Annotated in this window: 13 protein-coding genes; 6 read left to right on the top strand and 7 right to left on the bottom strand. The window is 62.9% G+C overall.

Annotated elements, in window-relative coordinates; translation table 11 throughout:
* Positions 1 to 73 precede the first annotated feature (73 nt).
* From ABOC32_RS15620 to ABOC32_RS15645, 6 genes are all read left to right on the top strand, one after another.
* Positions 74 to 2,539: a TonB-dependent receptor gene (locus ABOC32_RS15620; RefSeq protein WP_426807847.1), complete on the top strand. Its 2,466-nt coding sequence runs from the start codon at positions 74 to 76 to the stop codon at positions 2,537 to 2,539.
* A 34-nt stretch (positions 2,540 to 2,573) separates the two neighbouring features.
* Positions 2,574 to 4,460, top strand: a complete 1,887-nt coding sequence (locus ABOC32_RS15625) for a phytase (protein WP_426811611.1) — start codon at positions 2,574 to 2,576, stop codon at positions 4,458 to 4,460.
* 67 nt (positions 4,461 to 4,527) lie between these two features.
* Positions 4,528 to 5,238, top strand: coding sequence for a protein TolQ (gene tolQ, locus ABOC32_RS15630; protein WP_426807848.1), 711 nt, complete (start codon positions 4,528 to 4,530; stop codon positions 5,236 to 5,238).
* A gap of 13 nt (positions 5,239 to 5,251) precedes the next feature.
* Positions 5,252 to 5,695: a protein TolR gene (gene tolR, locus ABOC32_RS15635; protein WP_426807849.1), complete on the top strand. Its 444-nt coding sequence runs from the start codon at positions 5,252 to 5,254 to the stop codon at positions 5,693 to 5,695.
* A gap of 2 nt (positions 5,696 to 5,697) precedes the next feature.
* A complete protein-coding gene (locus tag ABOC32_RS15640) occupies positions 5,698 to 6,459 on the top strand; it encodes an energy transducer TonB (protein WP_426807850.1) in 762 nt (253 codons plus the stop codon).
* 89 nt (positions 6,460 to 6,548) lie between these two features.
* Positions 6,549 to 7,010 carry a phosphotransferase system, HPr-related protein gene (locus tag ABOC32_RS15645; RefSeq protein WP_426807851.1) on the top strand — a complete coding sequence of 154 codons (462 nt, stop codon included), beginning with the start codon at positions 6,549 to 6,551 and terminating at the stop codon, positions 7,008 to 7,010.
* A 72-nt stretch (positions 7,011 to 7,082) separates the two neighbouring features.
* Here ABOC32_RS15645 and ABOC32_RS15650 read toward each other — a convergent pair whose 3' ends face one another.
* The 7 genes from ABOC32_RS15650 to ABOC32_RS15680 form a co-directional block, all read right to left on the bottom strand.
* Positions 7,083 to 8,042, bottom strand: coding sequence for a lysylphosphatidylglycerol synthase domain-containing protein (locus tag ABOC32_RS15650; protein ID WP_426807852.1), 960 nt, complete (start codon positions 8,040 to 8,042; stop codon positions 7,083 to 7,085).
* Positions 8,042 to 9,241 carry a cardiolipin synthase ClsB gene (gene clsB / locus ABOC32_RS15655; RefSeq protein ID WP_426807853.1) on the bottom strand — a complete coding sequence of 400 codons (1,200 nt, stop codon included), beginning with the start codon at positions 9,239 to 9,241 and terminating at the stop codon, positions 8,042 to 8,044. Before clsB ends, ABOC32_RS15650 begins: the two co-directional genes overlap by 1 nt.
* Entirely contained in the window at positions 9,238 to 10,011 is a 774-nt protein-coding gene (locus ABOC32_RS15660) for an endonuclease/exonuclease/phosphatase family protein (protein ID WP_426807854.1), read from the bottom strand. The genes clsB and ABOC32_RS15660 overlap by 4 nt, the downstream gene beginning before the upstream one ends.
* A 200-nt stretch (positions 10,012 to 10,211) precedes the next feature.
* Entirely contained in the window at positions 10,212 to 10,628 is a 417-nt protein-coding gene (locus tag ABOC32_RS15665) for a low affinity iron permease family protein (RefSeq protein WP_426807855.1), read from the bottom strand.
* A gap of 204 nt (positions 10,629 to 10,832) precedes the next feature.
* Positions 10,833 to 13,283, bottom strand: a complete 2,451-nt coding sequence (locus ABOC32_RS15670; protein ID WP_426807856.1) for a TonB-dependent siderophore receptor — start codon at positions 13,281 to 13,283, stop codon at positions 10,833 to 10,835.
* Between the two features lie 76 nt (positions 13,284 to 13,359).
* Positions 13,360 to 14,205: a FecR family protein gene (locus ABOC32_RS15675; RefSeq protein WP_426807857.1), complete on the bottom strand. Its 846-nt coding sequence runs from the start codon at positions 14,203 to 14,205 to the stop codon at positions 13,360 to 13,362.
* An 11-nt stretch (positions 14,206 to 14,216) separates the two neighbouring features.
* Positions 14,217 to 14,726 (bottom strand): RNA polymerase sigma factor, encoded by a 510-nt coding sequence (locus ABOC32_RS15680; RefSeq protein WP_426807858.1) that lies wholly within the window; start codon positions 14,724 to 14,726, stop codon positions 14,217 to 14,219.
* Positions 14,727 to 15,031 lie beyond the last annotated feature (305 nt).

Genomic DNA, 15,031 nt, shown 5'->3' on the forward strand with positions numbered 1-15,031 from the left:
ACACACACTTTCTAGCTTTCGCAGCCATTCCCGGGTTCATCGGGTCACTGCAAGCGAGGGTTTCAAGGTGGCAATGCCGTTTCGTCACATCCGCAACGCCGGATTCCGGGTCAGCCTGCTGGCCGTTGCCATTACCACCGCCCCAGCCTGGGCGGAAGATGCGGTCGAGCGGGTCGAGGTGATCGGCCAGGCGGCGAGCATCGACAAGGCGCTGCGCGAGCAGAAAAACGCCGACAGCATCAAGAGCGTGGTGCATGCCGATGGGGTTGGCCAATTGCCCGACGACAATGCCGCCGAAGCCTTGCAGCGCATCCCCGGGCTGTCGGTGGAGCGCGACCAGGGCGAGGGCCGCTTCGTCAGCGTGCGCGGTATCGCCCCGGACCTCAACAGCGTGACCATCAACGGCACCCTGGTACCGGCCCCCGAGGGCGACCGCCGCGCCGTGGCGCTGGATGTACTGCCCGCCGAGCTGGTGCAGTCGCTGTCGGTGGTCAAGACCTTGACCCCGGACATGGACGCCAACTCCCTCGGTGGCACCATTGAAGTCGAGAGCCTGTCGGCGTTCGACCATGACGGGCTGTTCTACACCCTCACCGGCGAAGCCAGCCACGACACCAACGTCAGCCGCGACAGCCCGAAATTCTCCGGCGCGGTCAGCGACCGCTTCAGCCTGGGTGACGGCATCAACAACTTCGGCGTGGCTGCGGCCTTCAGCTGGCAGAAGCGCAAGTTTGGCTCGGACAACGTCGAAACCGGCGGTAACTGGGACTTCGAGGACGGCGCCCGGCTGGAAGAGGTCGAAGCCCGCGACTACCAGGTTACCCGTGAGCGCACCGGCCTGGGCCTGAACTTCGACTACCAGCCGGATGACTTCTCCAGCTACTACCTGCGCACCCTCTACAGCAAGTTCAAGGACACCGAGACGCGCAACGCCCAAGGCCTGGAGTTCGCCGACCCGCAGGGTTCCGGCCAGCGTGGCGAGGCCGAAGGCTGGCGCGACCTGAAATCGCGCGAGGACACCCAGGAAATCCAGTCCTACGTACTTGGCGGCGAGCGCATCATTGACCAGTGGACCCTCAGTGCCCAGGCCGGCTACAGCCAGGCCACCGAGCACGATCCGGGTGGCATTGCCGGTGCCAAGTTCGTCGGCGATTTCGACGAGGTCGGCTTCGACGGCACGCGCAAGCCACGGCTGAGCGTGGGCAACGACTTCTACGACCCGGCCCGGTTCACCCTCGACGAAGTGGAGTGGGAGAAGGTTGACGGCAAGGACCAGGAAAAGAACATCCGCCTGGACCTTGCCCGCGACTACGATTTTGCCGACGCCTCGCAGGTCAAGTTTGGCGGCAAGCTCAGCCGCCGCGACAAGACCAGCGACACCGAAACCTGGGCCTATGACGGGTTCGATGACATCAGCCTTGCCGATTATCAGGGCAGCAATGTCGACTACGCCCTGGGCAACTTCGGCAATGGCATCAGCGCCAGTGCAATCAAGGGCCTGATCGGCAACCTGGACCGTGCGGCCTTCTACGATGAGGAGGCCTCGCGCATCAATGACTTCGACATGAGCGAGGACATCAACGCGGCGTACCTGATGAACACGCTGGACATCGGCGACTGGCGCCTGATTGCCGGTGTGCGTTACGAAGGGACCCGGTTCGAGGCGAAGGGTACTGGCCTGCGCGACGGTGTGTACGAGGACGTCAACAGCAACAACCGCTATGACCACTGGCTGCCAGGCCTGCACGCGCGCTACCAGTTGTCCCCGGCCACGGCCATTCGCTCCGCCTGGACCAACACCGTGGTACGGCCGACTTTCGGCCAGCTGGCGCCGGGTTTTGTCATCGATGAGAACGATGCGTCGTTCGGCAACCCCGAGCTCAAACCGCTGGAGTCGATGAACTTCGACCTGGGCATCGAGCACTACATGGGCCGCGCCGGCACCGCCTCGGCGTTCCTGTTCTACAAGGACATCGATCACTTCATCTACAGCACCGACCTGGCGGGCACGGGCAACTGGGTGGACTTCGACGAAGCGCTCACCTTCGAGAACGGCGGGGGCGCCAAGCTGTATGGCCTGGAGCTGGCCTACTCGCAGAAGTTCGACTGGCTGCCGGCACCCTGGAACGGCTTGCTGCTGGGCGCCAACCTCACCCTCAGCAAGTCTGATGCAACCCTGCAAGGGGCCACCGGCAAGCGCAGCATCGACCTGCCCAATCAGTCCGACACGGTGGGCAACTTCATGGTCGGCTGGGAAAACGACCGCTTCAACATGCGCCTGGCCGCCAACTACAAGTCGGGCTACCTGCTGGAACTGGGTGCCATCGATGACAAGGCCCACGACCAGTATGCCGATGACCAGCTGCACGTGGACTTCAAGGCAGGTTACTTCCTGACCCCCGAGCTGCAGCTGACCTTCGAGGCGCAGAACATCACCGACGAGTCCTATTACGTGTACAGCGGCCACCGTCGCTACAACGCCCAGTACGAAGAATACGGCCCGACCTACAAGGTCGGCCTGACGCTCACCCACTTCTGACCGCACCCTTCAGGGATATTGCCTGCTCATGCGTATGTTCACTTTGTCCATGCTGGGGCTGTACGTTGCCCTGGCCCACGCCGGTGCCAACGCGGCGCCGAGCCTCACACTCGACCACAGCGTCATCGACAGCGAGGCCAGCCAGTGGTTGGCACCCACCCCGGCGCTCAAGCAGGCCGAACGCCTGCAACTGACCGCCAAGTCGCTGCAGCTGGTTGACCGCCAGGGCCGCGTAGTTGGCGAGTTGCCGGGCCGCTTCGAAACCCTTGATCACCGCACCGATGCCACCGGCGTGTTGGTTGCCACCGTCGACAAGAAGCGCCAGCAGGCGTTGCTGGCCCGCTTCGATGCACAAAGTGGTTGGGGCGCCCCGCGCTACCTGCCCCGGACCCGCTATGCCATCGAGGGCCTGTGCCTGTACCGCGACAGTGCCGCCAACGACTTCCTGTTCCTGGTTGGCGAGGAGGGCATCGGTGAGCAGTGGCTGGTCGCCGAACATGGCCAGCCGCTGGCCGAGGCACGCCAGGTGCGTGCCCTGAGCCTGCCGCCGCAGAGCGCGTTCTGCCAGGCGGATGATGCAAGCCATAGCCTGTATGTAAACGAAGAAAACGTCGGCCTGTGGCGCTACGAAGCTGCTGCCGAAGCCCCCCTGGTGCGCGAGCCGGTGGACCTGGTGGCACCGTTCGGCGGCCTGGCCAAGGCCGCCGCCGGCATGGCCCTGGTGCCTGGTGGCCTGATGGTGCTGGACCCGGCCGCCAATGCCTTGCACCTGTACCAGCGCGGCGCCGGGCAATGGCTGCGTGATGGCGCACTGAGCTTGCAAGGGCTGAAAGAGCCGGAACAGATCAGCGCCCGTGTGAACGACAAGGGCCTGGAACTGTTGCTGGCCGACGACCAGGGCACGCACCTGGCGACGCTGGGCTGGAAGCCAACGCCAGCGCCGATTGCGCCTGCGGTGGTACAGGTCAAGGCGCAGGTGCAGACCGACGGCGTGCCCAGCCTTGGCGATGCGGCGGACGACCCGGCGATCTGGGTCAATGCGCGCCAGCCCGAACTGAGTCGGGTACTGGGTACCGACAAGAAAGGCGGGCTGCTGGCCTACGACCTGCACGGCAAGCAGCTGCAGGACTTGCGTGTGGGCCGCCTGAACAATGTCGACGTGCGCAGCGGCTTCCAGCTCGGCGAACGGCAGGTCGACCTGGCCGTGGCCAGCAACCGGGACCGCAACAGCCTGCACCTGTTTGCCATCGACCCGGCCAGCGGCCAGTTGAGCGACATCGGCCAGGTGCCGACCGAGCTCAAGGAAATCTACGGTTTGTGCCTGTTCAAGGATGCCGATGCGGCCATCTACGCCATCGCCAATGACAAGGATGGCCGCTTTGTTCAATACCGCCTCGACGGCAGTAGCGGACAGGCAGGCGGCGCCTTGGTGCGCAGTTTCAGCACCCCGACCCAGTCGGAAGGTTGCGTGGCCGACGACCGCAACCAGCGCCTGTTCATCGGCGAAGAAGACGTCGCGGTCTGGGCCCTGGACGCTCGTGGCGATGGCCCGACCCGTCTGGACAAGGTGATCGGCGTGGGCGGGCTGGTCAAGGACGACATCGAAGGCCTGGCGCTGTACCACGGCAAGGCTGGCGATTATCTGGTGATCTCCAGCCAGGGCAACGACAGCTATGTGGTGGTCGACGCCAAACCACCGTACCGGCTGCGCGGCAGCTTCCAGGTAAGCCTGGACGCACAGCGCGGTATCGATGGCGCCTCGGAGACCGACGGCCTTGAAGTGACCTCGGCCAACCTCGGCGGCCCCTGGGCCAAGGGCCTGCTGGTCGTGCAGGACGGTCGCAAGCGCATGCCCGAAGGCAACCAGAACTACAAGTATGTGCCGTGGGCGGCAGTGGCCGAAGCTTTGGGCCTGGATTAACGGCCGCCTGTCATGCCCCCGCAACCTGATTGCCTTTGACTAAGGCTCACATTGAAAGGACACCCCCATGCAAACCCCAACTCCGCTCGAACACACCACCGTCTGGGGCCTGGTCAGCGAAGCCAGCCTGGTGGTCCAGGCCGTCATGCTGTGCCTGGCCCTGGCTTCGCTGCTCAGCTGGTACCTGATCATCCAGCGTGGCAGCCGCCTGCGCCGTAGCGAAGCGCACAGCCGGGCGTTTCTCAGGCAGTTCCGCGAAAGCGAGGTCGGCCAGCTGTATCAGGGCATCAAGGCGCAACCGCCTCACGTCGATGCCGGGCTGCAGCAGCTTTTCGTCTCCGGCTACCAGGCGTTCCAGCAGCTGCAACCTGGCCAGCAGCCCGACAGCGTGCTCGAAGGCGTCGAACGCAGCTTGCTGGTGGCCATCGCCGAGCAGGAAGAGCGCCTGGAGCAGGGCTTGCCGTTTCTTGCCACGGTCGGCTCGGTCAGCCCCTACATCGGCCTGTTCGGTACCGTGTGGGGCATTATGAATTCGTTCCTGGGTTTGTCCCAGGTGCAGCAGGCGACCCTGTCGACCGTGGCCCCCGGGATTGCCGAAGCGCTGATCGCCACCGCCATAGGCCTGTTCGCGGCGATCCCGGCGGTGATGGCCTATAACCGTTACTCGGCGCGCAGCCAGACCTTGATCAGCCGCTACTACGCCTTCGGCAACGAACTGCAAGGCCGCCTGCAACGGCGTTTGCAGGGCCAGGCCAGCAACCTGGCGGCAGCGGCCTGAGGAGGAACACGCGATGCTCGCCAGACCCGTCCGCAAACATGGCCTGAAGGCCGAAATGAACGTGGTGCCGTACATCGATGTGATGCTGGTACTGCTGGTGATCTTCATGGTCACTGCACCGATGCTGGTACAGGGGGTGCAGATCGAGCTGCCCAAGGTGGCCGCCGAGGCGCTGCCGACACCCGGCCAGCAGCGAATCGTCACGCTCTCGGTGAAGGCCGATGGCAGCTATTACTGGAACCTGGGCAGCGAGGTCGACACCAGCAGCCAGACCGACAGCGCCGTCGACACCGCGCAGATGCGCGACAAGATTGCAGCCATCGTCGCCCAGGACCCGCAGACCCAGGTGTACCTGCGCGCCGACCGCAACACCGAATACGCCGCAGTGGTGGCCGGCATCGCCGAGCTGCAACGCGGTGGTGTCAGCCGCCTGGGCCTGATCACCGAGGCGCCGTGACCATGAGCAACCTGACTTTTGACCCTGCCAGCTGGCGTGACCATGGCATGGCGTTTGGCGCGGCGTGCGCCTTGCATGCGGGGCTGGCCTACCTGCTGTTCAACCTGTCGCATACGCCAGCGCTTCCAGCGGCACCCGCGGCAGTGATCCATACCCAACTGGTGAGCTTGCCGGCACCCGTAGTGGTGCCTGAACCGCCAGTGCCAGCGCCTGCGCCCGTGGTCGAGCCCGTGGTCGAGCAACCTTCGCCGCCGACGCCAAAAGCCCAGGCACCGGTCGTGGATGAGGCCGCTTTGGCACTCAAGCGTGTGCAGCAGCAAAAGCGCGAGCTGCAACACAAGCGCGATCAACAGCAGCGCCAGGAACAGGAGCTGGCACGCAAGCAACGTGAAGAGGCTGAGCGGCGCGAGCAGCAACTGGCGCAGCAAGAGCAGGCACGTCAGCAGCAAGCGCGAGAGGCGGCTGCCCAGGCCCGTGCGGCAGCTGAGGCGGCCAGCCGGCAATACCTGCCCATCGCCAAGGAGGCCCCGGACTACCCGCAGCGGGCGCTGGACCGCAATATCGAGGGGGAATGCACGGTCGCCTACACGGTCACGCCGCAAGGTCAGGTCAGCGACCCGCAGGTGGTCGGCCAGTGCCATCCATTGTTCGTCAAACCGTCGCTGGCAGCGGCGAAGCGTTTCCGTTACCAGCCTCGGGTGGTGAACGGGCAGGCGGTGGCGGTGGCCAATGTCAAAAACACCTTTACCTACAAGATTCGATGAATCCCAGCGGGAGGCTTTGTTCAAGAAACTCTGAATCATTTTCCCCCGGTGGGAGTCGACCGAGTGAAGCCCACAGACGGAGAACGTTCATGTCCACACCCGATGACCCAAAACCGCAGGTTGAGATTGACGACACCGAAGACCGCATGGGCTCAGTCCACGAGCTGGATTTCAGCGAGCGCCGAGATGAGCGCCAGGGCCGTATCGGCGACGAGCGCCCGGCTCGCGAGGTAAACGAGGAATTCCCGCCCCGGCGTGTTGCTGAAAGTGGCATGACCGGGGGCGAGGCCCTCAGCGACAGCCTGCACGAAGACAATGTCACCCTCGACGACTTGAGCCCGGATACCTTGTTCGATGAGAGCGGCGCCCGTGATCCCTATGAGCCGGGAACGGACGATGGCCCGGCGGACAAGACCTTGCGCGAGGTAGGGGCCAACGAGATCGGTGGCGGCATTGGCCTGGACGAAGCCGAACTGGCTCGCTCCGCGCCGCTGGATGGCGAACCGTGGACCGATGATGTGGCGTCTGAAGACGACAGCAGAGAGCCTTGATTAACGAGCAACGCTTTTACTGATGCACGGAGGGTGCTCATGCCGGTGTCCGGCATGGGCACCCTCCGTGCATCAGCGTTTGTCGGCCGCCAGCCCGGCCTGCTGGCGCAAAGCCTTGGCACGCTTTTCGAGGATCAGGTAGGTGACCACCGCCAACAGCAGCGGGATCAGGTAATACAAGGTCCGATAGCCCAGCAGTGCGGCGATCAGGCTGCCCTGGCCAATCTGGCCGTGGAGGAGGGCAAGGAACACGGTCTCCAGCACGCCAAGGCCGGCGGGAATATGCGCCACCACGCCCGCCACGCAACTGATCAGCAACACACCCAGCACCGAGGGATACGCCATCTGCGGGGGCAGCAGCAGGTGGATCAGTGCCGCCATCAGCGCCCAGTTGCTTGCGCCCAGCGCTACTTGGCACAGCGCCAGGCGCAGGCTCGGCAGGGTTACGTCATGGCCGCGCAGGCTCCACGTGCGCCGCTTGGCGAAGGCGCAGGCGAGCAGGTACGCCACCGCGACCGCCACCATCAATATGCCGATCAGGCGCAGGCCGCCGGAACCGACCGCCCAGCTTTCCGGCAGTTTGACCAGGCCCAGCGCGAACACCGTGCCGGCCAGCAGCAGGTAGCCCATCCAGTTGGTCAACAGGCCCAGGGTGAGGATGCGGGTGATGGTCGCGGTATCCAGCCCCAGCCTGCCATATAGGCGGTAACGCAGGGCCACGCCACCGACCCAGGTGGTGAAACTGAGGTTGAACGCGTAACAGACGAATGCCACTGGCAGTACCTGACGGGCCGGCAGGCGGTGACCGGTGTAGGCACGGGCGAGCAGGTCGTAGCTGGCGAACACCAGGTAGCTGCACAGGGCCAGCAACAGGCCGAGGGCCAGGGTTGAAGGCCGGTAGGCCAGCAGCGACTGGCGCACTTCGTTCCAGTCCAGATTGCGCGCCAGGGTGAACAGCAGCACCGGGATGAGTATCAGGAACAGCACGGTCAGAAGGCGTTTGCCCCAGGTCTTCCAACGTGGATTGGCCATCAGGTTTGGCCCTCGTGGTAGTCGACGGGGATTTCGCTGTCTACTTGCAGCGACTGCAGGTGTTGCCGGTGTGCAGGGAACCAGCCGGCGATGCGCGGAAAATAACGCGTGAGGTGGAAGCCCAGGAAGATCAAGGGTGCACGCCACCAGTAGCCACGCACCGCGCGCTCCAGGGTCACGGCCTTGCAATGCTCCTGGCTCAGTTCGCTCAAGTGGGCGTAAAGGCCATGGTTGAATGCGCGGTCGCGGATGATCAGGTTGGCTTCGAGGTTGAACGACAGGCTCAACGGGTCCAGGTTGCTCGAGCCCACGGTGGACCAGTCGTCGTCCACCAATGCCACCTTGCCGTGCAGCGGGCGCTTGCAGTACTCGTGGATGCGCACGTCGTCGCGCAGCAGGTAGTTGTAGAGCAGGCGCGAGAGTGCGCGGACCCAGCGCATGTCCGGTTGCCCCTGAAGGATCAGGGTCACCTCGACCCCGCGCCGGGCAGCGTTGCGCAGTTCGCGCAGCAGGCGATAACCGGGGAAGAAGTAGGCGTTGGCGACGACGATGCGCTGCCTGGCCCCGCGGAAGGCTTGCAGGTAGCAGACCTCGATATCGTTGCGATGGCGACCGTTGTCGCGCTCCACCAGCACGGCGCTGGCCGGGCCGGCAGCGTTGGTTGGCTCGACCCGGCCGACGCTTTCCAGTACCGGTGCAAGCATCCTGCTGGAGGAGGCGTGCACTTGCGCAACCACGGGGCCGACGACCTCTACCGCATAATCCTGCTTGGCCTGGGGACCGAAGTCGCCGAGGTGGTCGGCGCTGTAGTTGATGCCGCCGATGAACGCGCGCTGCCCGTCGATCACCACGATCTTGCGGTGCAGGCGGCGGAACAGGTTGGTGCGCATGCCCGCCAGCCGTGGCTGCGGATCGAACGCATGAAAGCGCACGCCGGCTGCGGTCATGGACGAAATGAAATCGTCGGGCAGATCCGCGGTGCCGTAGCCGTCTACCGCCACCTCGACCCGCACGCCACGCTGGGCGGCTTCGATCAGTGACTGGCGCAAGGCCTGGCCGACCTTGTCGTCGAAGATGATGAAGGTTTCCAGAAGGATTTCTTCGCGAGCCTGGGCCATGGCCTCGAACACGCGGGGATAGTACTGCTCGCCATTGATCAGCAGTTCGACGTGGTTGCCGTCGCTCCAGGGCTGCTTCATAACGTCACCTCGGCTACCAGCGGGGCATGGTCGGAGAGGTGCGACCAGGGGTAGCTGGACAACACCTGCGCGTTGCAGGTTTGCGCATTACGCAGGTAGATGCGGTCCAGGCGCAGCAGCGGCAGGCGGGCCGGAAAGCTGCGCGCCGGTTTGCCGAAGGCTTCGACCAGGTGCCCCGAAAGCCGCGCATCGGCTTTTAAGCGCCAGTCGTTGAAGTCGCCGGCGACGATAACCGGCTCCTCCGGCGGCAGGCACTCTAGCAACGCCATGAGCAGGCCGACCTGACGCTGGCGATGGTTTTCGCGCAGGCCCAGGTGTACGCAGATCGCATGAACCTGTTCATGGCCCGGCACTTCGAGCTGGCAGTGCAGCAGGCCGCGTTCCTCGTCGCCATGGACCGAAACGTCCAGGTTGTCGTAGGCGCGGATCGGGAATTTGGACAGCAGCGCGTTGCCATGGTCGCCATGGGGGTAGGCCGCATTGCGCCCGTAGGCAAACTGCGGCCACATGCTGTCGGCGAGAAACTCGTATTGCGGGGTTTGCGGCCAGGCAGAGTGGCGCTCGGCATGGTGTTGGTGGCTGCCATGTACCTCTTGCAGGAACACCAGATCGGCGCCGGTGGCGCGCACTGCCTCACGCAGCTCCGGCAGGATGAAACGGCGGTTGAGCGGCGTGAAGCCTTTGTGAACGTTGAGTGTGAGCACCGTCAGGCGGTGCACGGCGGTGACTTTGTCGATCATGCAGTTGGGGGTGGGCAGGGTCCCGTTCATGGCTGCGCCCCCAGCCCGTTGGGGTAGGGCTTGTTGCGCGATGGGCCATGGCGCCAACCGGAAATGCCAATGCAGAATTCGCTCACGAGGGCTCCCTTACGTTCGTGCACTCTTCATTAGCGACCCGCACAGTGGCGACAGGGTTCAGCAGGGTTGACGAGTGGAAGCGTGATTAAAGCGCTTCGACGTGCCACACCACGCTAGCGCTGCAGGTTATCCCGGGCGGCAGAGCCCCCATCCTCCTCAACAAGCGGCTGTGCGGCCGTTTCACAGCGGCTGCCCATCGCCTCATACGCCTTGCGAAGCTGATGGATCTGGCGGCTGTCGAGTGCTTCAAGGTCCAGCACCGACTGCTCCGCAGATTTTGTAGCGCGGATGAGTTCGTCGAGCTTCACGTGGATCATGTCGTTGTCCCGGTTCTGGGTGTTCTGGATCAGAAAAACCATCAGGAAGGTGATGATGGTCGTCGACGTGTTGACGATGAGCTGCCAGGTGTCGTTGTAGTGAAACCAGGGGCCGGATGCAGCCCACATGGCGATCAGCACTACAGCGATGAGGAAGGTGCTCGGTTTACCGGCGTGCTTGGCGAGCCATTGGCAGAATTGCGCGAATTTCATGACTGTTCTCCAGTGATCTATAGCGTGTGACCACAGTGGAGAGCTGAAAGCTCTGTCGAGTAAGCACTACCGGTCCAGGCTGCTGCGGGTCTGAGAAACCACGTCACTAGCTGTGCCGTTTGGCAGATCTGGGCGAAGCCCCATTGATCAAGCCTGATGGCCCTGACCACCGGGCCTGCTGTGGGGTCGGTGGTCAGGGGCATTTCACCACGTATGCGAATAGGTGGCGGTCAGCACGGTGCCCGGGGCGGGCAGATGGCTGGTGTTGTTGTTATTGCGTAGCAGCTGGCTGTAGAGCGGATAGTAGTCACGGTTGAACAGGTTCTGGATGCCAACGCTCACCAGATCATCCGGGGTGACGCGGTACTGGCTGACCAGGTCCACTGTCGTATACGTGCTGACCTGATGACGACCAAAGCTGTCGATGCCATCGAGTCGATAATCCTTGGCGTCAAAGAACGTTGCCTGCAGCCGGTTGCTCCAGTCCAAGGTCGGCTTGTACTGCACGTATGCGGTCAATTTCAACGGCGGCACGCGATACCCCGTCATGTCTTGCCAGCCCTTGCCGTCCGGCTTCTCCCGCCCCTGCATCCAGGTGGCGCTGCCACCGGCCCCCCACACCTCATCGTCTGCAAGCCAGTCCGCGCTGGCTTCAACGCCGTAGACCCGCTCTTTGGTGCGGGTAAGGATCAAGCCGTTATTGAAGCTTTGAACGTCACCCAGCTTGGAGGTGGTGTAGAACAGGGCCAAGGTGCCCAACGTGTTGCCGCCCAGCGCGCCTCGCCAGCCAAGCTCGTAGTTGTTGGTTTTGACCGGCTCCAGGTTCGAGGCGCCCAGATCAAAGCCACGTCGTGCATTTCGCAGTTGAATGCCCACATCAGGCAACTGGAACCCCTGGCTGAACGATGCGTAGACTTCCTGGCCGGCGACCGGTGAGTAGACAATGCCAAGGTTTGACAGCACCGCGTCGTAGTTGATGTCGCCGCCCTTCACGGCCACAGGGGAGGCTGCCTTCGATTCGGACAGCGGCACGAAGTCATCGAACTCGGCAGTGGAATACTCGTAACGTAACCCGCCGTCGATCGACCAGTGCTCATCGAAGCGGTGCTGCAGCTGCGCAAATGCACCCGCGCTACGCGTCTTGAGTGGTGGCATGTAGGTGAGCCTGCCGGTCTTGTCGAAGACCAGGCCACCACTGGCGTCGTAGGGCGCCGGATCGAAGACGTCCAGCGGCATATCGCTGCGTTCCTGGTTGTAATCGCCACCCCAGACCAGTTCGGTATTGCCGCTGCTGCCAAGCGGGGTACGCAGGGTCAGGCGGCTGCCGAACACTTCGCTGTTTTGCATGATCTGGTCCACGTTGCCGCCCCGTGTTGCAACGGCGCGCGCATCGAATGGCGTAAAACGGGTGAAGTAGTCGCGGTAATACACCTGGGCAGAGAGCCTGCTGCCCAGGATATCGAGGTGCTCGTATTCCAGGTTCACCAGCGTGTTGCGGATGCGGTTCTGCTCGTCCAGGTCCAGGCCCTTGATCGCGTTGGCTGGCACCGAGCCTGCGGGGAGTTTGGCCACACCAGGGTCGGTTGCATAGTCCGTGTCCTGGCGGGCGTCATAGTGGCTGAGCGCAAGCTGGATACGCTGGTTTTCGTCGATACGCAGCCCGAGTTTGCCGCCAATGTTGTAGGTGTTCGAATCGAACAGGTCCCCCTGGCTTGGCTCTGGTGCAATACGATCGCCATGGGCATCGTACGAAGCCCCGATGTGACGGGTGCCAAAATCGAATGAGTAATCCACCGCACCCTGGGAGCCTGCGAAGTACTGCTGAAACTGGCCGCCCATCCCGTCACCACCCAAGCGGGTAAGCGGTGATGTTGCCGTCAGGCTGGTTTGCGCACGGTTTTCGCCGCCGGCAGGCCGGGTGGTGATGGAAATGATACCGCCAGTGGCGCCGCTGCCATAAATAGCGCTGCTGCCGCGTATGACTTCGACACGTTCGATCAACGCCGGGTCGATGTTGGCCAGGTTGCGCGATGAGTCGCGATTGGTATTGAGGGGCACACCGTCGACCATCACCAACAGACTGCGCCCGCGCAAGGTTTGACCGTACTCGGTGATGGTGCGGCTTGAATCGGACATCCCAGGGATGGCCTTTGCCAGCACGGTGGCCAGGCTCTCTGAGCCCTGGCGAAGTTCTTCCAGTTGTTCGTGATCAATGACCGTGGACTGCCGCGTCGCGGAGACGAGGTCGCTGCTGGTGCGTGAAGCCGTGATTTCCATCTGCGCCATTTCCACAGGCTCGCTGCTGGTTTGGGAAACGGGCGCAGCGGGACCCTGGGCAGTGGTGGACGGGACGATGATGAAAGTGTGCGCGTCCTTGGCCTGCACTTGCAGGCCGCTGCCTTTGAGCAGCTTTTTGAGTGCTTCTTCTGGTGTAAAACGGCCTTTCAGTGCTGCGGCTTCCCGGCCTGCACCGAGGTCACCTGCGTAGATGATCTGTACCGATGACTGGTGCGCCAGAGCGCTGATGGTCTGGTCGAGCGGGGCGGCGGGCAGGTCCAGGTTGAGCTTTTCCTCGCCTTGAGCCGACACTGCAATCAGCAGGCTGCTGGCAAGCAATGGCAGACGTAGAGGGCTGCTGCGAAGGAGAGAATGCACGTTTCAATTTCCTTTGTAGGTTGGCTTTTCCTGGATAGCCGCCACGGGAACTGAAAAACCCTACCTGCATCCGACTTTATTTTTTTGTCGTTCTACGTTGAATCTGGACGCTGCTGTCCTCCTGGCGTATCACGGAAACCGGCAGGATGCTCGGCAGCAGGTCGAGCAGCCGGTCGACATTGTGCGCGTCGAAAACGCCCGTCACAGTCACGCCGGCAAGGCTTGGGTCACTCAAGTGGATGGGCGCTTTGCGATAAAGGCGCAAAAGCGCGACTGCCTCGTCCAGCGGGGTCTTTTCGAACATTAAACGATCATCTTTCCAGGCCATCGCCTTGCTGGCCTCCACCTTTGCTACCGGCATGAGATGCCCGTCAACCGAGTCGACCTGCTGCCCCGGCATCAGAACGAGCGCCGCATCCGGTGCGGTTTGTTCGACGACTTCGATCCGGCCACGGGCCAACGTCACACGAACGTCGTCATTGTCCAGCCGACGCACATTGAACAGCGTGCCCAGCACCTGAACGTGGGTGGAGCCTGCGGTTACCACGAAGGGGCGGTACACCGCTGAAGACACATCGAACAGCACTTGCCCGGTACCCAAGTCGACATTACGGCTGCGCAAATGCCAGCTGACAATGACCTGGCTCCCACTGTCCAGTAGAAGCTCGCTGCCATCGCCCAGTACCACGGCGCGTTTTTCACCAATGGCGGTTGCGAAGCTTTCTGTCTTGTAGGCCGGATTCAGCCAGGCCAAGGCGCCAATGGACAGGGCAACCAGCAGCGCTGTGCCAACTGCGCTTGCCGGTTTGCGCGGCTTCGGTTTGGGGGCCAGGGGAAAGCGCTGCTTCAACGCTTCACGATGTCGCTCCAGGGCATCGTGCAACGGAGGTTGCCCGGTTTCGTGACGGGAGGGGCGTGTCATGAATGAGCTTCCTAACGGCCAAGCAGTGCTCTGCAAGCTGCCAGCCCCAGACGCAGATGCTTTTCCACTGTCTTGACGGATATGCCAAGGCGCTGGGCGACTTCAGCCTGGGGGATTTCGTGAATTTTGTGCATGACAAAAACGGCCTGGCAGCGGGGTGGAAGAGACGCGATGGCGTCTACGAGCAGTTGAAACTCTTGCTCGGCATCATACCTGGCCGTGGGTGTGGCTGCCGCGCAGGCCACTTCAGGGAGTTCCGAGACCGGCTGCAGCCAGCTGGCTCGGCGGTGCTCGCTACGAAAGCGCGTCACTGCCGTGTCGTGTGAGATTTTCCGTAAAAGGGCGAGGGGAGTGCGAACGTCTTCCTTCTCTGTGCGCTCCAGCAGCTGCAAACACACATCGTGCACCACATCGCGCGCCGCGCCCCTGTCACCGAAGCGACGGCGTACGTAGTCCACCAGCTCGTCGTAGTGACGAACCAATGCGCACAGCAAGGTGGGTTTGGCGGGATCGAACGACACGATGCACCCAGGAAAGGAGCTTGGCTTTGGAGACAGCGGGGGCGAGTGTAAATGAGAATGAATTGCGAATAAATGGTTTCCAGCACAAATCGCTTCGTGCCTTGGGCGTTCGACTGGCAGGAGGGCTATGGTGCACGCACTGAGGGTGTGTTTTCTGCGGGCTGCATGCCCGGGCGCTCTATTCCAAACCGCCTACTGGGAGGGTGTATGAGGGTTGTCGGTACTGTGGGTAGTTGTAACTAAATATATGTAACATTTAATTGATTTATATGCTTTTAGAAATCTTGTGTTACTCGGCGTAAGTT

Origin of the sequence: Pseudomonas sp. WOUb67 (assembly GCF_050058005.1) — a bacterium.
GTDB lineage: Bacteria > Pseudomonadota > Gammaproteobacteria > Pseudomonadales > Pseudomonadaceae > Aquipseudomonas > Aquipseudomonas putida_R.

Excerpts from the sequence above, each read along its gene's own strand:
- ABOC32_RS15620 (WP_426807847.1), top strand. The coding sequence starts at position 74 with ATGCCGTTTCGTCACATCCGCAACGCCGGATTCCGGGTCAGCCTGCTG.
- ABOC32_RS15625 (WP_426811611.1), top strand. The coding sequence starts at position 2,574 with ATGTTCACTTTGTCCATGCTGGGGCTGTACGTTGCCCTGGCCCACGCC.
- tolQ (WP_426807848.1), top strand. The coding sequence starts at position 4,528 with ATGCAAACCCCAACTCCGCTCGAACACACCACCGTCTGGGGCCTGGTC.
- tolR (WP_426807849.1), top strand. The coding sequence starts at position 5,252 with ATGCTCGCCAGACCCGTCCGCAAACATGGCCTGAAGGCCGAAATGAAC.
- ABOC32_RS15640 (WP_426807850.1), top strand. The coding sequence starts at position 5,698 with ATGAGCAACCTGACTTTTGACCCTGCCAGCTGGCGTGACCATGGCATG.
- ABOC32_RS15645 (WP_426807851.1), top strand. The coding sequence starts at position 6,549 with ATGTCCACACCCGATGACCCAAAACCGCAGGTTGAGATTGACGACACC.
- ABOC32_RS15650 (WP_426807852.1), bottom strand. The coding sequence starts at position 8,042 with ATGGCCAATCCACGTTGGAAGACCTGGGGCAAACGCCTTCTGACCGTG.
- clsB (WP_426807853.1), bottom strand. The coding sequence starts at position 9,241 with ATGAAGCAGCCCTGGAGCGACGGCAACCACGTCGAACTGCTGATCAAT.
- ABOC32_RS15660 (WP_426807854.1), bottom strand. The coding sequence starts at position 10,011 with ATGAACGGGACCCTGCCCACCCCCAACTGCATGATCGACAAAGTCACC.
- ABOC32_RS15665 (WP_426807855.1), bottom strand. The coding sequence starts at position 10,628 with ATGAAATTCGCGCAATTCTGCCAATGGCTCGCCAAGCACGCCGGTAAA.
- ABOC32_RS15675 (WP_426807857.1), bottom strand. The coding sequence starts at position 14,205 with ATGACACGCCCCTCCCGTCACGAAACCGGGCAACCTCCGTTGCACGAT.